This window comes from Sulfuriflexus sp., from assembly GCF_032250955.1.
Classification (GTDB): domain Bacteria; phylum Pseudomonadota; class Gammaproteobacteria; order AKS1; family AKS1; genus Sulfuriflexus.
The window spans coordinates 1-19756 of record NZ_JAVVES010000037.1 but is presented as its reverse complement, the minus strand read 5'-3'; the positions used below and the strand labels follow the sequence as shown (position 1 = coordinate 19756).

At 55.8% G+C, this 19756-nt stretch carries 22 protein-coding genes; 5 read left to right on the top strand and 17 right to left on the bottom strand.

Annotated features, from left to right (window positions below):
* The first annotated feature begins 123 nt into the window (after window positions 1-123).
* Window positions 124-1101, top strand: coding sequence for a 2Fe-2S iron-sulfur cluster-binding protein (locus RQ738_RS08215; protein WP_314164085.1), 978 nt, complete (start codon window positions 124-126; stop codon window positions 1099-1101).
* A gap of 3 nt (window positions 1102-1104) precedes the next feature.
* Here RQ738_RS08215 and RQ738_RS08210 read toward each other — a convergent pair whose 3' ends face one another.
* On the bottom strand, window positions 1105-1461 hold the full coding sequence (locus tag RQ738_RS08210) for a TusE/DsrC/DsvC family sulfur relay protein (protein ID WP_314164084.1): 357 nt from the start codon (window positions 1459-1461) through the stop codon (window positions 1105-1107).
* Window positions 1462-1761: 300 nt separating this feature from the next.
* Here RQ738_RS08210 and RQ738_RS08205 point away from each other — a divergent pair, with 300 nt between their 5' ends.
* Window positions 1762-1959 (top strand): hypothetical protein, encoded by a 198-nt coding sequence (locus RQ738_RS08205; protein ID WP_314164082.1) that lies wholly within the window; start codon window positions 1762-1764, stop codon window positions 1957-1959.
* Between the two features lie 29 nt (window positions 1960-1988).
* On the opposite strand, the gene RQ738_RS08200 is transcribed toward RQ738_RS08205, so the two are convergent.
* The 3 genes from RQ738_RS08200 to RQ738_RS08190 all read right to left on the bottom strand — a co-directional run bounded on the left by RQ738_RS08200 (window position 1989) and on the right by RQ738_RS08190 (window position 3895).
* Window positions 1989-2222: a hypothetical protein gene (locus RQ738_RS08200; RefSeq protein ID WP_314164080.1), complete on the bottom strand. Its 234-nt coding sequence runs from the start codon at window positions 2220-2222 to the stop codon at window positions 1989-1991.
* A gap of 113 nt (window positions 2223-2335) precedes the next feature.
* Complete coding sequence (locus tag RQ738_RS08195; protein WP_314164078.1) at window positions 2336-2836, bottom strand: tetratricopeptide repeat protein; 501 nt, start codon at window positions 2834-2836, stop codon at window positions 2336-2338.
* Window positions 2837-3076: 240 nt separating this feature from the next.
* Window positions 3077-3895, bottom strand: a complete 819-nt coding sequence (locus RQ738_RS08190) for a Dam family site-specific DNA-(adenine-N6)-methyltransferase (protein ID WP_314164076.1) — start codon at window positions 3893-3895, stop codon at window positions 3077-3079.
* 268 nt (window positions 3896-4163) lie between these two features.
* Between RQ738_RS08190 and RQ738_RS08185 the strand changes: the two genes are divergently transcribed.
* Window positions 4164-5348 (top strand): murein transglycosylase domain-containing protein, encoded by a 1185-nt coding sequence (locus RQ738_RS08185; protein ID WP_314164074.1) that lies wholly within the window; start codon window positions 4164-4166, stop codon window positions 5346-5348.
* A gap of 69 nt (window positions 5349-5417) precedes the next feature.
* Here RQ738_RS08185 and RQ738_RS08180 read toward each other — a convergent pair whose 3' ends face one another.
* The 3 genes from RQ738_RS08180 to RQ738_RS08170 all read right to left on the bottom strand — a co-directional run bounded on the left by RQ738_RS08180 (window position 5418) and on the right by RQ738_RS08170 (window position 9130).
* Complete coding sequence (locus RQ738_RS08180; RefSeq protein ID WP_314164072.1) at window positions 5418-5621, bottom strand: DUF6763 family protein; 204 nt, start codon at window positions 5619-5621, stop codon at window positions 5418-5420.
* A 612-nt stretch (window positions 5622-6233) separates the two neighbouring features.
* On the bottom strand, window positions 6234-6944 hold the full coding sequence (locus tag RQ738_RS08175; protein WP_314164070.1) for an NrdJb: 711 nt from the start codon (window positions 6942-6944) through the stop codon (window positions 6234-6236).
* A gap of 32 nt (window positions 6945-6976) precedes the next feature.
* Window positions 6977-9130, bottom strand: coding sequence for an adenosylcobalamin-dependent ribonucleoside-diphosphate reductase (locus RQ738_RS08170; RefSeq protein WP_314164068.1), 2154 nt, complete (start codon window positions 9128-9130; stop codon window positions 6977-6979).
* 348 nt (window positions 9131-9478) lie between these two features.
* Between RQ738_RS08170 and RQ738_RS08165 the strand changes: the two genes are divergently transcribed.
* Together RQ738_RS08165 and RQ738_RS08160 are read left to right on the top strand one after the other, a co-directional pair.
* Entirely contained in the window at window positions 9479-9910 is a 432-nt protein-coding gene (locus tag RQ738_RS08165) for an Hsp20/alpha crystallin family protein (RefSeq protein WP_314164066.1), read from the top strand.
* Window positions 9911-10063: 153 nt separating this feature from the next.
* A complete protein-coding gene (locus RQ738_RS08160; RefSeq protein ID WP_314164062.1) occupies window positions 10064-11440 on the top strand; it encodes a DegQ family serine endoprotease in 1377 nt (458 codons plus the stop codon).
* A 142-nt stretch (window positions 11441-11582) separates the two neighbouring features.
* On the opposite strand, the gene RQ738_RS08155 is transcribed toward RQ738_RS08160, so the two are convergent.
* From RQ738_RS08155 to RQ738_RS08110, 10 genes are all read right to left on the bottom strand, one after another.
* Window positions 11583-12134, bottom strand: coding sequence for a DUF4823 domain-containing protein (locus RQ738_RS08155; protein WP_314164055.1), 552 nt, complete (start codon window positions 12132-12134; stop codon window positions 11583-11585).
* A gap of 52 nt (window positions 12135-12186) precedes the next feature.
* Window positions 12187-12432 (bottom strand): DUF2442 domain-containing protein, encoded by a 246-nt coding sequence (locus tag RQ738_RS08150; protein ID WP_314164051.1) that lies wholly within the window; start codon window positions 12430-12432, stop codon window positions 12187-12189.
* Window positions 12413-12649: a DUF4160 domain-containing protein gene (locus RQ738_RS08145; RefSeq protein ID WP_314164046.1), complete on the bottom strand. Its 237-nt coding sequence runs from the start codon at window positions 12647-12649 to the stop codon at window positions 12413-12415. The genes RQ738_RS08150 and RQ738_RS08145 overlap by 20 nt, the downstream gene beginning before the upstream one ends.
* A gap of 385 nt (window positions 12650-13034) precedes the next feature.
* Window positions 13035-13748 (bottom strand): ABC transporter ATP-binding protein, encoded by a 714-nt coding sequence (locus RQ738_RS08140; protein WP_314164043.1) that lies wholly within the window; start codon window positions 13746-13748, stop codon window positions 13035-13037.
* Window positions 13741-14943: an ABC transporter permease gene (locus RQ738_RS08135; protein ID WP_314164041.1), complete on the bottom strand. Its 1203-nt coding sequence runs from the start codon at window positions 14941-14943 to the stop codon at window positions 13741-13743. Before RQ738_RS08135 ends, RQ738_RS08140 begins: the two co-directional genes overlap by 8 nt.
* Window positions 14940-16055 (bottom strand): efflux RND transporter periplasmic adaptor subunit, encoded by a 1116-nt coding sequence (locus tag RQ738_RS08130; protein ID WP_314164040.1) that lies wholly within the window; start codon window positions 16053-16055, stop codon window positions 14940-14942. The genes RQ738_RS08135 and RQ738_RS08130 overlap by 4 nt, the downstream gene beginning before the upstream one ends.
* A gap of 32 nt (window positions 16056-16087) precedes the next feature.
* Complete coding sequence (locus tag RQ738_RS08125) at window positions 16088-16696, bottom strand: TetR/AcrR family transcriptional regulator (RefSeq protein WP_314164038.1); 609 nt, start codon at window positions 16694-16696, stop codon at window positions 16088-16090.
* A gap of 266 nt (window positions 16697-16962) precedes the next feature.
* Window positions 16963-17967 (bottom strand): asparaginase, encoded by a 1005-nt coding sequence (locus RQ738_RS08120; protein WP_314164037.1) that lies wholly within the window; start codon window positions 17965-17967, stop codon window positions 16963-16965.
* A gap of 113 nt (window positions 17968-18080) precedes the next feature.
* A complete protein-coding gene (locus tag RQ738_RS08115; protein ID WP_314164034.1) occupies window positions 18081-19097 on the bottom strand; it encodes a hypothetical protein in 1017 nt (338 codons plus the stop codon).
* 439 nt (window positions 19098-19536) lie between these two features.
* Window positions 19537-19756: DUF3185 family protein (locus RQ738_RS08110; protein ID WP_314164031.1), on the bottom strand; the 220-nt coding region annotated here is incomplete at its 5' end.

The following is a 19756-nucleotide window of genomic DNA, read 5'->3' as shown; positions in this document are numbered from 1 at the left end:
TGGTGTCTGGTGTCTGGTGTCTGGTGTCTGGTGTCTGGTGTCTGGTGTCTGGTGTCTGGTGTCTGGTGTCTGGTGTCTGGTGTCACGAATGTTATAGTTTAAAGACAACAGGCAGGGCATGCCATGACCGCACAAGTCACATTATACCCGGACAGGGTTACCTTCACGACCGAGCAAGGCGAAAGCCTGCTCGCCGCTGCCTTGCGCGCCGGTTTAAATGTTAATTATGGCTGCAGTAACGGCAGCTGTGGACGCTGCCAGGCCCGTCTGCTGACCGGCGAGGTTAAGCCTGTTGGCTACCAGGACTTTGTCCTGACCGAAGCTGAGCGGGCCCGTGGCGGCCTGCTGATGTGTTGCCGGGCCGCCGTCGGGGATGTGTTGCTGGAAGCCACGCTGGCATATGACAGCAGCGACATTCCCGTCCAGCGACTCACTGCCCGGGTGCGTAAACTCGAACGCTATAATGAGCATACCCTGCGGCTGCAAATCCGCACACCACGTTCACAGACGCTACGCTTTATCGCCGGCCAGCATACCCGCCTGCTGCTTAACGATGAGCTGCAGCGTGAGCTGCCGATTGCCAGCTGCCCCTGCGACGGCATGAACCTGGAGTTTCAACTGCACCGCAATAGCGGGGATCGCTTTACCGAGTATGTCTTTAATGAACTGAAAACCGGCAGCCAGGTGATAGTCGAAGGCCCAAGCGGGGATTTTACACTGGTGGAGGATGACCCGGCCCCGATCCTGTTTATTGCCTGGGGCACCGGCTTTGGGCCGATCCGCAGCCTCATCGAGCACAGCCTGTCACTGGAACTGACGCAGCCCATTGCCCTGTACTGGGTCACGCATGAAGACGAGGTACATTATGCAAAAGGCTATTGCAGGGCGGTTGACGATGCCTTTGAAAATTTCACCTTCACCCCGCTGCAGACAGACACCGCCAGCGAGGCCTTGCAGCAGATCCAGGCGCAGACCGGCAACCTGGATGGCTGGCGTGCCTATATTGCGGCACCACCCGCCATCGTCGATCGCTGTCTTGAGCAGCTTGGCGACATCGGTCTGCAGCCGGACAGGGTAAAATCTGACCCGCTGGTGGCCTGACAGTTAACCCGGCCAGTCGACACAATCATTCGGTAAGGGCAGACCGGCGATGCGACAACCTTGTCGTGAAGGCCCGTGCGGAAACAGGTTGTACAGGTGTTTCTTGTTACCGACCTCTTCACCAAACTCTTTGGTCAACACCTTCGCTAACAGACGCACATTCGGTGAACTGCCATATTTGATGTAGTGTCGGCGCAAGAAGTTTATGACCTGCCAGTGCGCATCGCTGAGCACGATTCCTTCCTCGGCAGCAATCTCCCCGGCTATCTCCTCCGACCAGTCATTCAGATCCAGCAGGAAGCCGTTCGGGTCTTTATTAATGAGGTCCTCGTCGACAATATAATTCATGATACTACTCATAACATCATTCCTTTAATTTATGCGTACATGACTTAAACACTCCTAATCTACACCCGGAGCGCCACCTGTTTGAAGGCCTTTAAGCACGCAGTAATCAGGGACATTGACCCTTACTTACGCGCTGTAAATCCAGAATAATTATGAGCAGTGGTGGCAAAGCAATTGAATATAAACGTACATAAGCATATCGCCACATACCTCGATTAAATGATGTTGTACCGCTCATAAGCTTTACCAATTAGACAACCAGTCAAAGTACGTGTTTTCCTTGACCACGTTATTATCGTATGAGGATGCACTATGAACACTCAACCTGCAGTAGGTACACGGTATGACATTGCACCCGGTGAGCATATGGAGGTCATTGCGATTGGCACGCGCGGCATCGTTGTGGAATATACCGATGGCCGGGTTGAACTTGTTGACGGCGAACACTGGCAACTCCGGCAACGCGAAGTGACCCGGCGGGAGAATGCGACGGGTCTCGGGCCGCAGTAACAAGACTGGTACACGGGGCAGGCGGGCGGTTAGCCTTCCCATTCCTCGATTTGTGGTTTTTCACGCCGGGTCGTAAGCAGAATGCGGGCCTGCTTTTCGTTATCCGCAAACACCAGACGGAAGTTATGCAGATCTTCATCGGGGTAGGCTGCGCGCAGCTCCTTCACGTGCTGTTTGGCTTCGCGATAGCCATCATGTGAGTCCACTAACTCGAGTGGCTTACTCTTGTTCTCAGGCAAAAATCTGTATACAAAATAAGGCATGCTTGGCTCTCCGTCGGCGACTAATACCCTGCAAGTAAAGGGTCTTCCACCAGCACTGGCGGCCCGGCACATTAGCATACCGCTGTTACCACTGTCGAGGCACCGGCAGGACGTCAGCCGGTTGTGCGTTGGCGCCAGAAATCGGCCTGCAGGCTGTCACGGGGCAGCCCATACCAGCCCTTGCTGTAGGCGCCAGCCAGTAATTCCTGGGCCTGGGTATTACCATTGCGGGCCGCCGTACGAAACCAGTAAACGGCCTCTTCCTCATCCTTTTCCACGCCGCGACCGCTGGTATAGAGGATACCGAGATTGGTCTGTGCGCCACTATGGCCCTGCTCGGCGGCCAGTTGTAACCAGTGGGCGGCCCGCTCGGCATCACACTTTACCCCCAGGCCGATACTGTACATAAAACCGAGGCTGTTCTGTGCCTGCGGCAGGCCCTGCTCGGCGGCCGCCCGGTACCAGCGCAAGGCCTCCTGGATATCGGCCTCGACGCCGTAGCCGTACTCGAACATGACACCCATCAGGTACTCGACCTTGACCTGCATCGGGTCGCGCGCAGGGGCGCGAAACGGAATGACTTGTGCGGTTTCTTGTTGTTCTTCTACTGCCATGTGCTGACTCCCATGTACTCTTTTCCCATGGTCTCGCGCCTCATGCGCGAGCTGCATACTGGATCAATCAACAACCATGCCAAAACACAAAAAGCATACATAAACAGAGCCTTGGGGAAAATAGCCGGGAACCTGCAAGCATGGGAACTGCCGCAGAGCGTCACATATTGACCCGCCCCTACCCGGCCCTGGCAGCGACCCCGCCAGGGCGTGATGACAAGCCGACCGGGATGGCCGGGCTCAGCTGAACAGGGCCAGCACTTCGCCGGCATGGCCGCGACGACTCGCATTACAGCTGATCGTCCGTCGTACCGGGAAGGTTGTGCACTCAGCATTGCGGTAAACGTGCTGGGTAAACGGCGTGTCATGGTTGGAGATAACCACCGTTACCCCGCGGGCCGCCAGCCTCTCTGCCTGTGCGGCGAGCGCCAGTTGCTCGGTCTCGCCAAAGCCGCCGGCATGGTAGGCAGTAAAGCTGGCCGTTTTCGTCAGGGGTACGTAGGGCGGGTCGCAATACACGACATCGCCACGGCGAGCCTTACGCATGGCCGTTAAAAAGCACTCGTTGGTAAAGCGCGCACCTTTGGCCTTTTGATGGAACTGCTGCATTTCCTGTTCGGGGAAATAGGGTCGCTTGTAACGCCCGAATGGCACATTAAAGCCACCCCGGCTGTTATAGCGACACAGGCCGTTGTAACCGTGCCGGTTCATATACACAAACAAGGCAACGCGCAGATAAGGATCGTCGGTTTCGTTAAAGGTCTTACGTAGACGGTAGTAACTCGTCTCGTTATTATTCCGCGCCACAAACCATGACTTGATATAATCGATAAACTCGTCACCTTCGTCCTGCAAGGTAGTATAGAGATTGATCAGATCCGCATTCGCATCATTCAGTACGTTCAGACGGTAACCGGTATTCAGGAACAGGGCACAGGAGCCGGCAAAGGGCTCGATGAGGCGCCGGCCTTCCGGTAGCAACGGCAGGATGCGATGCATCAGCCGGTATTTATTCCCGGCCCATTTCAAAAACGGGCGTGTGGCAGCTTGTTTATTCATAAAAAACAGTTTTTATCGAGCCGTTGGCGCAGCATGTTTTATATGCCGTATGTTGCAGGCATGCTTTATTCTTCACCTGTTAAAAACATTCTATCCTAAAAACAGTTGCTTAAGGGATAGAATGATGACAAGTGGAATGTTACCTCAAATGGCGACAAAGTGGGATCCTGAAAACCGGCCCGTTGCATTTTGTCTTGCTGCGATAATGTGACGACGTAACGACTGTATCGCCTGTGGCTATAAGGGCTATACTGGAACGCAGATGAGCATGACCAGACCGCAACCGAAGACAACAAAAAAGTTACTGGGCATCAGCCTGCCGATTCTGGTGATCAGCCAACTGTTGGCCTGCAGTACCTATGATGCCGTGCGCGTAGTGACCAGCGGCAATCCCGGCAACGCCATCGAGAACATCGCCCGGTCCCGGGTCAACAGCTATAAAACCAACCCGCTGCGCCTGGCCAGTGACATGCAACGACTGGTCAAACTGCTCAGCGGTGAAGTGGACCGCGAGTGGGGGCGCCAGGAACGCATTTTGCCCAGCGCCCACCGATATGTGAAATACACGCAGAATTACAAAAGCCGCGCCATCATCGATTTCGATACGGGCTGGATACGGGTCGAGTCGCTGGACCGACAACACCCCGTCGGCAGCCTGCGCAACGCCATCGTCACCACCCTGCTGACACCGGACGACCCGCGGGCGGTGGACCTGTATTCGGCCAGGACCATCAAGCTCAGTGGCCGCCCCTATCTTTACGGGCTGGTGCAGAGCCAGCATGGGCAATACATCGACACGCCGGCACGGGCCGAGGGCTTTGCCACGCACCTGCTCGCCACCTCGCGAAGCGAGCGGGTCACGCAGACACCGGAGGGGGCAAAGACCGTGCATACGGTCCGTTTCCGCATGCTCAATGATCACGAAAACCTGCGCGCCAGGCGCTACGCGTCACTGGTTGAACACTACGCCAGGCGCTTCGCCATCAGTCGCAGCCTGGTCTATGCCATCATCAAGACCGAGAGCAACTTTAACCCCTATGCTGTCAGTCACGCGCCGGCCTACGGACTCATGCAGCTCGTACCGGCCAGTGGCGGCCGTGACGCCTTTCGCCTGGCCAGGGGCCAGGACCGGATCCCGTCAGCGGACTTCCTGTTCAATCCCCGCAACAACATCGAGTTGGGCACGGCGTATCTGAATGTGCTGAACTATCGTTATCTGAAGGATATCGCCAATCCGCTGTCACGCGAATACTGCATCATTGCGGCCTACAATACCGGCGCGGGTAATGTCCTGCGAACGTTCTCCGCTGATCGCGAGCAGGCGAAACGGATAATCAACAGCATGCCACCCGACAAGCTTTACCGGCATCTGCGCCGGCACCTGCAGGCGGCCGAGGCGCGTCGTTACCTGGCCAAGGTCACCGAGGCTCGCCGACAGTTTGTCAGTTTATAGAAAGAAGCAGACACCGACGTCTCACCGGGAGACGCCGGCAGGGTCCAGCCTGCACCTCGTAGCGACGGCCTAGCCGTCGGCAACCTGCTGTCTTACATTCAGGTCAAGGAAATTCCACGCCTCGATATCGACAACCATTATCGAACCATCAAGGTATTCGATCATCACCTTCGACAACCGCTGCGCGCTAAACATCAACATACGAACCTTCATAAGCTTGCCGGTCTGGTTCAGGTACCAGGAGCCAACCACCGGTTCTTGCAAAATCGCCATTGTTGTTATGTCCTCTCTTTGCCGTATCCTCTTGCCCGGTTGTTCATTGCATCCCTGTTGTTATTATTTACTTCCACTTACTACAAGGGGCCAAACGCGCACCCCGCACACCTCCACGAACAAACATAAAAAAACCGGCGCCACTGGCACCGGTTTTAAAGGGAGAAAGCAACACCGCCCCGATGGCATGCACCAGGCGATGAGAAAGCGAAAATTGTTTTTGTTGTTGCAAATTCGCGCCCCGCTTTTTATTTTATGCCGCAGTCCTTCACTGCCACGACCATAAGCCCATATTATCTACATCACGCAATCCATCTGCACAGCCTGAGCCGTGAGAGCAATCTTTCGAGCAGCGCCACACCTCATCACCTTTCATTAAGAACAAGTGAGGGCGTCGCAATCTTCACCTATGCTAACCTTCGTATCTGCACAGCCTGAGCCGTGAGAGCAAGGCGCGAATCTTTCGAGCAGCGCCAAACTTACTGCAACTAAGAGCAAGTGAGGGCGTCGTAGGCAAGGCGTAGTGCTTTTCGGAAAGCGCAGCGTACGAGTAGTACGTGAGCATTTACGAAAATGCGCTACAACACCGCATACGGCGCCCTCACGCCGCTATTAGCCGCACTTGCTGTCGCCGCAGTTAAGACACGTCATACACCCATCCATCTGGATCGCGGCCTTGGTATTGCACTTTGCACATAACTGCGAACCGGCAGGGAAATCACCGCTTTCGCCCTTGCTCTCTGCCTGGGCGGCTGCCGACTCAAACTGGGCACGCTTCTCGGCGAGCAGGGCTTGCTGGTGCTCGTCGAGACCGTCGTCCTTGAGCAGGCCTATCATACGCATGTGACATTCAATCGCATCACCGATTTCACCGACCAGTGAGGGCATGTATTTGCCACCCTTCTTGAAATAGCCGCCGCGCGGATCAAACACCGAACGCAGCTCTTCCACCAGGAAGGTGACGTCACCGCCCTTGCGGAACACGGCGGAAATGATTCGGGTCAGGGCGACGATCCACTGAAAGTGATCCATGTTCTTTGAGTTAATAAAGATCTCAAAGGGGCGACGCAATTCGTGGTTGGTACCGGGATTCAGTACCACATCGTTAATCGTGACATACAGCGAATGCTCGGAGAGCGGGGTCTTGATCTTGTAGGTCGAGCCGAGCAACATCTCCGGACGCTGCAGCTTCTCGTGCATGTGGATAACATCCGCCATCTCACTGACCTTGGCTGCGGCGCTTTCCGCTGCCGCGGCGGCGGCCTCTTCTTCTACCTTGACGACACTGTAGTCGACAATCTTCTTTTCCAGTTTAATAGTCATAGTCTTGTTTCCTTATCCGTCGCGGTTCTGCTTCAGAACTTGCCGTAATAGCCTTCTTTCAAGGCATCGTAGAGGTTCGCGGCGGTATGTAATTCACCATCGTACTCGATTTCATCATTCCCCTTGGCCTCGACCACGGTGCCGTCTTCGAGGGCAAAGCGGTAGGTCGTGTTCTCAAGGTCCTGCTCTTTGACCAGCACGCCCTGGAAGGCCTCCGGGTTAAAGCGGAAGGTGGTACATCCCTTCAGGCCCTTTTCAAAGGCATACATGTAGATGTCCTTGAAGTCTTCGTAGGGGTAATCCGTTGGCACATTGGCGGTCTTGGAAATACTCGAGTCTACCCACAATTGTGCGGCGGCCTGGATATCAACGTGCTCTTTCGGCGTGATGTCTTCGGCGGTAATGAAGTACTCCGGCAGTTTGCAGGCCGGGTCTTCGGTGTAGGGCATTGCCTGCTGGCTGATCAGCTCGCGGTAGGCGAGCAGTTCAAACGAGAACACATCGACCTTTTCCTTGGTCTTGCGGCCTTCACGGATCACGTTACGTGAATAGTGATGGGCAAAACTCGGCTCAATGCCATTACTGGCATTATTCGCCAGTGACAGCGAGATGGTGCCGGTCGGGGCGATCGAACTATGGTGGGTAAAACGGGCACCGGTGCTGGCCAGTTGCTCGACCAGTTCCGGTTCGTGCTCGGCAATGCGCTGCATGTAGTGGCTATAGCGCGCATGCAGGATACGACCCTTGATCTTGTCACCGAGCTTGATGCCGTCCTTTTTCATTTCCGGACGCAGCCGCAGCATCTTCGCCGTGACCTCGAAGTCCTCGTCCATGATGGGTGCCGGGCCCTTCTCTTTGGCCAGCTCCAGGGCTTCCTTCCAGCCGGTGACGGCCAGCTCGCGGCTGACGCGCTCGGTGAACTCGACCGACTCCGGCGAGCCGTACTTCATGCCGAGCATGGTGATGGTCGAGCCGAGGCCGAGGAAGCCCATGCCGTGGCGGCGCTTGTTCATGATCGCCTCACGCTGGCCTTCCAGCGGCAGGCCATTGATTTCGACGACGTTGTCGAGCATGCGGGTGAAGATAGCCACGACCTGGTTGAACTCGTCCCAGTCGAAACTGGCCTTGTCGGTGAACGGATCACGCACACACTTGGTCAGGTTCACCGAACCAAGCAGGCAGGAGCCGTAAGGCGGCAGGGGCTGTTCCCCACAGGGATTGGTGGCGCGGATGTTTTCGCAGAACCAGTTATTGTTCATCTCGTTGACCTTGTCGATGAGAATGAAGCCCGGTTCGGCATAGTCATAGGTAGAGGACATGATCACGTCCCAGATGCGCTGCGCGCGCAGGGTCTTGTAGACCTTGCAGGCCACCTCGCCGTCGTCGTTCCTCAGGTACTTCTCCTGGCTCGGCCAGTCACGCCAGATCACCTGCTTCGGGTCATGCACATCGATGCCGTCCAGCCGCGCTTCGTCCTCGGTGATCGGGAAGGCCAGCGGCCAGTCGGCGTCATCTTTCACGGCCTGCATGAAGTCCTCGGTGACCAGCAGCGACAGGTTGAACTGGCGCAGGCGGCCGTCTTCACGCTTGGCCTTGATGAAATCGAGCACATCCGGATGGCCGACATCGAAGGTCGCCATCTGCGCACCGCGCCGGCCACCGGCCGAAGACACGGTGAAACACATCTTGTCGTAGATATCCATGAACGACAGCGGCCCGGAGGTGTAGGCACCGGCACCGGAGACATAGGCCCCTTTCGGGCGCAGGGTCGAGAACTCATAGCCGATGCCACAACCGGCCTTAAGGGTCAGGCCCGCCTCGTGGACCTTCTCGAGGATACCGTTCATGGAGTCCTCGATGGTACCGGAGACCGTGCAGTTAATCGTCGAGGTCGCGGGCTTGTAGGCCTGGGCCCCGGCATTGGAGATGATGCGGCCAGCCGGGATGGCACCGTGGCGCAGGGCCCAGACAAACTGCTCAAAGCACTCCTCATGTTTCTCCGGTGCCTCGACTTCAGACAGGGCCCTGGCGACGCGCTTGTAGGTGGCATCAATATCGATATCAATCGGGGTATCGTCTTTCTTCTTCAAACGGTATTTCTTGTCCCAGATGTCCATCGAGGCATCCTGGAAGGGAATTTGTGCCACGCTTGTGGCCACAGGCTTGAGGTGTGCCTTTGCAGTCATGAGAGGGTGTCGCTCCTATTAATTCTGGTATTTATTGTTGTTCTGGTGAACTTCCCGGCCCCGCTTGCGGGCCAAACACAAGATATAGTGTCAAGGCCATACGATAGCTACTAGATGCGGTAGCTGTCAATGCCTTTGTGACGATTTTGTGATGCTATTCCGGCCCCCTTTATTTGCTTGAAATTCAACCATTTGGAAGGCATCAATAAGTAGAACCCCGTGGTTTTTTAACGAAAAAATTTGCCTTGAAAAACTGTGCAGTACCCCCACATTTTTACTCATTGAGAGACCAACAATACGCCGCTGCCGGCGTCAGCTATCACATTAATATTGAAGAGGTAAGCGATCATGACCATTTATCACCCGTGGGAAAACCTTGGCCATCTGCAACGCGAAATGAGCCGCCTGTTCGAGCCCGCCCTGCCGAGCGGCAACGATGAATTCAGCCGTAGCGACTGGCGGCCCGCCGTCGATGTCAAGGAAGAGGAAGGCCAGTACCTGATCCGTGCCGATCTGCCCGGGGTCGACCCGAAGGACATCGAGCTGCATATCGAGAAAGGCATGCTCAGCATCCGCGGCGAGCGCGAAAGCGAGGCCCGGCAGGAACACGATGCCTATAAGCACATCGAGCGCACGCACGGCAGCTTTTACCGCCGCTTCAGCCTGCCGGATCATGTCGATACCGACAACATCAAGGCCGACAGCCATCACGGCGTGCTCGAGATCAGCATCCCGAAAAAGGCGGTTGAACAGCCTCGCAAGATAACGATTAACCACTAACCGCTCCGTATGCTGACCCCGTGACAAATGGTGCACCGCACAGACGGTGCACCATTTTTTTCGCCGAGGCGCTACACTGGCACAAATCTGGTATTACTGACCTTATTTAACTGATATTACTCATCGGACTGATTCTTACAGGAAGACCCTCATATGCATTTACCCCGAACCTGGCTGGCCATCCTGACCGCTTTTTACCTGGCGCTAAGCATAAGCCTGCCGGCGAGTGCCGGGCTGCCCGTCGCCGTTAACGGCGAGCCGTTACCCAGCCTGGCGCCGGTGCTGGAGCGCAGCACACCCGCCGTGGTCAACATCTTCACGCGCACACGCATCAAGGTGGAGGAAAACCCCCTGCTCAGCGACCCGTTCTTCCGGCGCTTTTTTGATATCCCGTCGCAACCGAGGCAGCGCGAGTCCCAGAACCTGGGTTCCGGGGTCATCATTGACGCCAAAAAGGGCTATATCCTGACCAACCACCACGTCATCCAGCAGGCCGATGTGATCAACGTCACCCTGCGCGACGGCCGGCGGCTCGACGCCAAACTGGTCGGCACCGATCCGGATACGGATGTCGCCGTGCTGCAGGTGCCGGCCAAGGACCTGGTCGCCCTGCCGCTGGCAGACTCCGACGCCTTGCGCGTGGGGGATTTCGTGATCGCCATCGGTAACCCGTTCGGCCTCGGCCAGACCGTTACCTCCGGGATCGTCAGCGCACTCGGTCGCAGCGGCCTGGGCATCGAGGGTTTCGAAGACTTTATCCAGACTGATGCCTCCATCAACCCGGGCAACTCCGGTGGCGCACTGGTGAACCTGCGCGGTGAACTCATCGGCATCAACACGGCGATCTTCTCGCGCAGCGGCGGCAACATCGGCATCGGCTTTGCCATCCCCATCAACATGGCCCGCGACATCATGCAGCAACTGGTTACTCACGGTGAAGTGCAGCGCGGCCGCCTCGGCGCGCAGGCGCAAAACCTGACCCCGGAACTCGCCAACGCCTTTAACCTCAGCCAGCAACGCACTGGCGCCGTGGTCGTGAAGGTCATCCCCGGCTCACCGGCAGACAAGGCCGGCCTGCAGGTGGGCGACGTGGTAACCGAAATCAACCAGCGCCCGATCCGCAGCGCCGATGACCTGCGTAACTACATCGGCCTGCTCCGAATAGGCACCCATGTGCGCCTGACCGTGGTGCGCAAGGGCGAAGAGCATGTCATCGACGCACGGATTGCCCAGTCAGCGGCGCAGGAGAAATCCACCGCCGCCCTGCATAAACGCCTGGAAGGTGCTGTCATCGGTTCCCTTGACGAAGGCCACCCCGCCTATGGGCTGATTAACGGCATCGTCGTGCTCGAAGTTAAGCGAGGCAGCCCCGCCGCGCGTGCCGGCCTGCGCCCCGGCGACATCATCACCGCCATAAACAACGACGCCGTGCAAAACCTGGAAGAGGCCTACAAGCTGGCTGGCAAGAACAATGGCATCAGGCTAAACATCCTGCGCGGACGCACCACCATCTCCATTTTGCTGCAATAGCACATGCATAAGTGATGCGTAGTCATCAGGGCCGTGTCAGAGAGCGATTGTTTCTGGTATTAAAGAACTTTGCTCTCTAGCCCGGTTTTACATATTTCCGGCCTTTGGGAGAACCGTAGTCTTTCCCTGATTGCGTTGACCTTCAATAAAGAGAGTTAACGTATTCGCCTACGGGCCTTGGCAGCAAATCTTGTGGGTGGTCACCGCCAAATGTAGCCAACCCACTCTTGCCTTTCAGGATCACGGAATCCAATGTGGCTCCTGTGCTCACATCGGTGACCGTCAGTTTTATTGATGCCTTATCCGGTATTCCAGACCATTCGGTGGCACGGTCTTCCCATTCCAAAATGGTGGGCGCGACGAGATACATAGCACCAATCTTCCGTGCTACACCAAGGGAAGCATTAAAATCTTGATATTCATGGCCACTTTCGACCCGTTTTAAATGCTGTGAGAAGGCTAAAACAACGATCTGCGCCGTGTTTTGACCGGAACCATAATAGATAGTTTGCCCATAACGTCCATCGCCAGGGACCGATACGTACACTACCCCGCCTTGATCGAGCTTTGGCAGATTACCGCCCATACGCATCAATTGATGATTATCAGCGCATGACGACAGAAGCACAGCCATAACAAAAAACAAAACCAACCTCATAAGTGCTCCTTTCTCAGAATACATAACGTCATCCATGAGCTGCGCTGTTTTTTAACGTCGGCTCGATGGGTTTGTTATGCGATGAATGCTAGTGATCTCCGCGCAGCAATCCGGCCACGCTCAGATCCTCATCTATTTCCGGCCAATGGATACCTTCACCATCCGCCAGAAGTTCATAGCGCTCTAATTGAGTTTTCGTGGCTTCCGACAAACGCGGAAACCAGACTAATGGGACTGTAACCTTTCGTCCATCCAGCAATGACACAATCAGATCATCGTCTGTAAACTCGACACTCTGAGCCAGGGGGTGTGTTTCAACTGCTAATGTACTCATTCCACGCCTCCAGGAATATTTTCCTGTTTTCATCAACATGCTTCTGTATTGTTCGCAACTCGTGCGAAGCAAACCGCTTTGATCCCGCCAACGCAACAGGATTTAACCAGAATTTAGCAAGAAACCGTTCTCTCTGCACATGAATATGGGGTGGTTCACCTCTTTCATTGCTATAGAAAAAGAATCGATAGGGTCCAATTTTGAGTATCGTTGGCATATTACGTAGTCACCCCTTCATCCTTGATCGCATATCAGTAATTTAGACAAACATCCGTCTTTTGCGATGATAGACAGAGGTCTATATATCCCATTCGAAAAATTTCTTAATTACTAGCTATTATCCTTGTGGCAATTGGACTCCCCTAACCCAATCAGAGCCAAAGGAGTAGTGAATAACCGTATCGGAAAGGAATGATCTCTAATATCAGAGCAAGAATTATTCTCTGCCTCATACTTTTCTTCCCTGCTAGTAGCGCATCTCCCAGATACAAGTGCAGCCCGAAATTCTGGCTTTTCTCCCCCACCTGACTGTTACCAAGAATGTCGTTATGGCCATGCAAAATCAAGACTATTAGTATGATTTTTATATAAGCATGTGCTGCTCAATCGAACCCCCGCCCCTCGCCTGCCTCCTCGTGGGTTCTGCCGTCGCGAATGTGGTAGATGCGCTTGAAGGTGGGGAGAATTTTTTCGTCATGGGTCACCACAATAATGGCGGTTTCATACTGGCTCGCCATCTGGTTGAGGATGCGGATGACCGCCAGCGCGCGCTCGCTGTCGAGCGGTGCGGTGGGCTCGTCGGCCAGAATCACCGGCGGCCGGTTGACCAGCGCGCGGGCGATGGAGACCCGTTGCTGTTCACCCCCGGAGAGCTGCGAGGGCATGGCTTTGGCGCGATGCCCCACATCCAGCGCCTCCAGCAGTTCCAGCGCGCGCTTGCGGGATTCAGCATTGGAGCGCCCCGCCAGCATGGGCAGCAGTGCCACGTTATCGGTGACATCCAGAAACGGGATCAGATATGGGGCCTGAAACACGAAGCCGATTTTGTCACGCCGCAGCGCACGCAGATCGGGGATCTTCCAGCCGTCGTCGTAGATCACTTCCTCGCCCAGAATCATGCGCCCGGCGGTGGGTTCGATCACCGCGCCCAGGCATTTGAGCAGGGTGCTCTTGCCTGAACCGGAGGGGCCGATCAGGCCGACCACCTCGCCGGGCGCCACCTGCATGTCGACGTGCCTGAGCGCATCGACCGCAGTGTCACCTTCGCCGTAGCGCTTCCTGACACCTTCTATGCGAATGCCGTAAGTATCAGCCACCGATTGCCTCCGCGGGATCTACTTTGAGTGCGGCGCGTATCGCCAGCACACTGGCCAGCGCGCAAATAATCACCACCGCGACGAAGCCGCGCAGTGAATCACCTGGCAGCAGCAGCACATATTTGGGAAAGATCGGTGCCCAGAAGGTCGCCGCAATCTTGCCGACGGCAAAACCGATCAGCCCCAGGCCGATGGCCTGCTGCATGATCATCACGGCAATGGTGCGGTTGCGGGTGCCAATCAATTTGAGCACCGCAATCTCACGGATCTTGCCCAGAGTGAGGGTGTAAATGATAAAGGCGACAATGGCCGCGCTGACCAGGGCCAGGATCACCAGAAACATGCCAATTTGTTTGGCCGCCGTGGCAATGAGCTTTTCGATCAAGATGCTTTCCATCTGCGCGCGGGTGTACACGGTCAGGCGCTTCCAACGGCGAATCGGCTCGGCCACCTGCTCCGCCGTATAGCCGGGCTTGATGCTCACCAGCACAGCATTGACATAGGGGTTGCCGCTTTGCGAAGCGATGACCGCTTCCAGCAGGCCGGGCACGCCGGGGCGATTGAAGTTCGGGTTTTCGGCGGTGCGGCGACGATTTTGCACAATCGCATCGTTGTCCTTGAGGAACTGCGCCTCCTGCGCATCCTTGAGGGGAATGAACACCATCGGATCGCCATTGGAGGAGACCATGCGCCGGGTCAGCCCCACCACCGTGTAGTGGTTACGGCGAATCTTGATACGATCACCAAGCTTGAAACCGGTAGCGATGTCGGCCACCGCCTCGTAGTGGCTGCGGGTGATCTGGCGTCCCGCCACCAGGTAGGGCGGCCAGCCGGGTTGCCCGGCCTCGCCGGGGACGATGCCCACGGCCATGCTGCGTACGTCACGCTCACCGTGGCGCACCTGCATGGTGAAATAGGTAACGTTAACCGCCTGCGCCACCCCCGGCATGATGGCGATGCCGCGGTAGATATCTTCGTAGAGGCTGGAGGATTCCGCATAGGGGCCGAGGGTATCTTTCTGCACCACCCACAGGTCGGCGCCGCTATTGTCGATCAGCACCTGGGCATCGTCGATCATGCCGCGATAGACTCCGGCCATGGTCAAGGTTACGCCGATCAACAGCCCCAAACCGACACCGGTAAAGACGAACTTGCCCCACCCGTGCAGGATGTCACGTCCGGCCAGACTGATCATGGCGCAACGCCTGGCAGCTGCTCAACCACTTTAATACGGCTGCCGTCAGTGAGTGTCTGCCGGCTATAGACCACCACCTGTTCCCCGGCTTTCAGGCCTTCAAGAATCTGCACCCGGCCATCAAGATCATGCACGCCGGTTTTCACCGCCACAAAATCCAGCGCGTCGTCTTCGACCCGCCATACCCCCAGCACCCCGTCAACTCGTTGCAGGGCGGCATTGGGTACTGTCGGTTGCGCCGGCAGCGCCGGCAACATCAGCGTGACTTCAGCCAGCTCGCCGATTGGCGGCAATGGCTCGGGCAACTGTTCGAACACCACCTTGGCAAGTATCTCTTCGGTCACCGCATCGGCCAGTGGCTCGACGCGCAACACCTCACCGCTCAAAGTCAGGACGCTACGCGAACGCAACGCAATGCGCGCCGCCAGCCCGGCGCTGAGCCCGGTTGCGCTGACCTGATCGAAGCGCACATTGATCCAGAGACTCTCGGGTTCAATCACCTCCACCACCGCCTGTCCCGCGACCACTGTCGTGCCGGGATCGGCGTTGCGCGCCACCACCAACCCATCGACCGGGGCCAGCAGACGCAGGTTCTGCCGCTGCGCGATCAGAACCTCGCCCTCCGCCTTAACCCGGGCGAACTCCTCATGCGCCGCAACAAGCGCGGCATCAACCACCTGCAACTCCTGCCGTCTGGTAGCAACCACCTCCTCACTGGTGGAACCGGCAACCACCAACTGCTCATAACGCTGCACCTGAGCCTGGGCATAGCGCTGGCGAGCGGCGGCTTCCTGCTGTTGCGCCCTGGCGCGCTTGAGCGCCGCATCCTGGGCGCGCTGGCGAGCATCAAAATCAACCGGGTCCATCGTCCCCAGCACCTGCCCCGCCGTCACCCGATCACCCACATGCACGTCAAGCGTCTGCACCCGCGCGGCCATCGTCGGGCCGATCTTGTAGGCATAACGCACCTCAACGGTACCGATGCCATACAGCCCCGGCGCGATTGATCGCGTCTCGACAGTCGCGAGCCTCACAGGCACCGGTGCCAGCGGGCCGGAACGCAGAGCGACATAAATCAACAGCGCCAGCAACGGCAGAATTACCGCCAACATCGCCAGAGTACGATTTCCAACAGGTAGATATTTCATGCTGCGCTCCTGATGCCACGGCAATAAATAGCAAAAATTCCCGGCGCATCATCGCGCATACGTTTGAGATCACCCGCCAGCAGCGATTGCATCACCAGCCCCTGAATTGTGCCGATAAAAAGCGCCGCCGCCGCCTCAACATCAAGCGCGGCATCCAGCTCACCCTGCGCCTTGCCTTCCTCGATGAGCTGGTGCAGGCGTTCACCATAGCGGTGGATCAGCGTCTGCGCCATGCGTTTTGCCGGGGAAACCTCCGCACGCTGCAGTTCGCCAAATAACAGACGGGGGATACCGGGATGCTCGGAAACAAATGTCACATGCGCCATGAACATCGCCTCTAGCGCAGCCAGCGGGGATGACACCCCCTCGACCGCCTTATCCACCCGCGACAACAACCGTTTCGCGACCCACTCCATCACTGCCTTCAAAATGGCATCCTTATTGGGAAAATGGCGAAACAGCGCGCCCTGAGTCAGCCCCATGCGCTTGGCAATGGCCGCCGTGGTAATCACGCTGGGATTCTGCTCGGCAGCCAACTCAATCACCGTCTCGACGGTGACCGCACGACGCTCTTCTGCTGGCAGGTGTTTTGAATGGCTCCGCATCTGCATATCCTGATATTTAAAAGATAGTAATTAATTACTATCTTAACGAGACCTTATTATAAGTCAAGGGTTTGTGGTTAGCCGTTGGCAGAGCGTAGGTTGGGATGAGGCACGAACCCCAACAAAATGGTGGGATAGATAACAAATAACCCGGTCAGAGAGCAGTTGTTTCCAATTTAAAGAACCTTGCCCTCTGGCCCGGTTCTACATATTTCCGGCCTTTGGGAGAACCGTGGTCTGTCCGATTGTCCGGCAGCTCGCCATCATTACAACCAGGATGCAGCGGGGCGAATCTCTCCTACGATCAGGCCTCTTGAGTTTACTATCGTTGGAGAAATGTGGGACTCAAGCTTATGCTTATCTTCATCAGATAGAACATCCAGACGATCAAGGATGGCCAGTAAGGCAACGGAGCGTGCGCGGGCACTGCCATCGGCTATCTTCAATGCAATGCCTAGCCCTCGTGCGGGTAAGGCCGCGGTAAGAATGCCCTCGGCACCGGTTTTTGCGAGCACGGCGCCTTTCGTCACGTCGTTCAGTTCAGTCACCACTGTTCCATGCCCCGCAATATAGAGCGGCTCATTGGTAATTGCCTGATGAAGACGATAAATTGCCTGCGCCCGGGTAGCGGATAAACCCACAGGTTTAGCGAAGCGAGCCATGGCGCGACCGAGCTGGATTAATGGCATCGTCGGTGCGGGCAAGCCACAGCCGTCGATGCCCATTGGGTACTGTTTAAGATCAACGCCAGCCAGGTCAGAGAGTATATCCATTGAGAGTTGTTGCAATGGATGCTCGAGCAAATGGTAGTTGTCCAGGGGCAAGTTCAGGTGCAGTGCCGTGGTCAGAAAGCCCGTGTGTTTGCCTGAGCAATTATGATGAATTCGACAGCCCTGCTGGCCGGAGGCCAGCAGTTGATGAGCCCGCTCAGTATCTTCAGGTAACACCGGGCCGCAGGCCAGGTGATCCTCGGTCAAGCCGAGCCGGCTTAGCCATGATTCCACGAGCTCTTGATGTATGAGCTCACCCTGGTGAGACGAACAGGCCAATGATAATTCTGCGTCACTCAGGGAATAGTGATCACTGGCGCCGCTCTCAATCAGATGAATTGCCAGCATCGGCTTTAGCGCGGAGCGCGGAAACACCAGCCTTTCGATATTACCCCAGCTCTCAACAACCCTGCCTTCGAAATCACAGACGACGGCGGCACCAAAATGTCGGCTCTCGACAGTGCCGTTACGTGTAACCTCGACTAAAAGCTCATCGGACATACGTCAATGATTCCTCAATTCATTCGTGCTTTATTCCTGACCGCGGCAAGACTTTACGGCTGGAGAGAAACCTCGTCAAACATTATGTGAGACAGTGCAATTTCAGCAATGCGTTACAGTGCGGCAACAAGGTGATCCGAGTCAGGTTGCAGATTCGGCGGCAAGGTTGATGAACTGCGAGCAATGCCCCCGGCCAGGAGTAATTCGACTACTTTATCGTAATCAAGATCATGGGCTATTTTACAGGCCTCAGGGAAATAACTGGAACCATAGGTCATCCCGGGAACGAGGTTGGCCTCCATGAAAAAGCATTCGCCGCCCTGGTTGGTTTTGATATCGATGCGACCGAAGTCTCTGGCGCCGAGGCTATTAAAGGCATCGGCCGCGAGTGCCGCTACCCTGTTTCTTGTTTCATCATCGTCAATCTTTACCATCTTTTCTGAGTCGTCTTTTTTCGCCTGTGCGCCCAGAATCCTGAGGCCGTTAGTTGATGTCGGCGGAATGATTTCAACCGCAGACAGGAGCAACTCATTATTGTGCTTTCTGATAACGGCAACGGTAAACTCACGGCCATCCAGGTATTCTTCTGCGAGTATGGGTTGATTGAATGCCACGTATAGCGAGGCGACCTTGCTTTCGAAATCGGCAAAGTTTTTTACAAACGACAGGTCATCAATACCATTCCCGTTTGCGGCATCCAATGGTTTCAGGAACAGCGGGAAGGCAACCGGCAATTGACTTTCGGTTTTATACTGGCCGGGTGTTGCTATGAAGTAGCTGGCCGTCTTGATGCCCTTGTTCGTTAAATGCATTTTCGCCTTAACCTTGTTGGAATCAAATTCAAGCACATCTCTTGGCGAGCCGGTGAAATTAACCTTGTGTTGGGAAAAATAACCAGACAGCCAGATATCATCTTCATTTGTAACCGGGACATACTTTACCGCCAGCACAACCAGCCCGGGTCTTCTTTTGACGATGTCATCCAGGCACGCCCTGGTCTGGCATACATTGAGTCTGACACTGTGCCCCAGCCGCTGGACGGCATCCAGAACACTGTTGCAGGCCTTTAGCGATCCAAAGCCGCTTTCTTTTAACGCGTCGTTAGGAGTAGTGACTATTTCTATATGCATTGTGTTTTCCGAGCCAGGTAACTGACCAATTTGATTAAAAAGCAGGTACCTGTTGATTAACATCAGGAACGGTTTACAAACAACATTATGCGAAGAGAAAAATGAGTCTACTAAGCGCGATGCGGTGATTGGAGATGTAGAAATGTAATATTGTCGACATTAATCAGTTGGCCGGCAATGCCTGAGAGAAAAGCACATAAATAACAGCCGCACACTGAACGGGGATATTACCACAGACCAGTCAGAAATGAGGCAATATTATCAAGGCCAGGTTGAGGCCAGGCCTCATTAAGCGGGGTCTGTTCCCGGGAGAACCCCCGGGCGCGGGCCAAAATGGTCAGGCTCAAATGAAAACAGTGTTGCTTTTCAGAAGCAGGGCTTCCAGCTTATACACCGGTTCCAATCGAGCCTGACACTTTCGGGCCTGATGCCTTCAGTATTATCTTTTTGTGAAAAGGTATATGCCAACCACAAAGCTGACCGCGCCGGCAATGTAGAGACTCATCACCTTATCCGTATCCGAACCCGTAACAGCCTGGGTTATTTGTGAACCGGCGGAACCGGATAACTGGTAACCCCATAATGCAAGCCCAAGGCCTGAAACGACCAGGATAAGACCGATAATTCTCATTGTAGCTGCTGAACCAGTTGCCATGTTG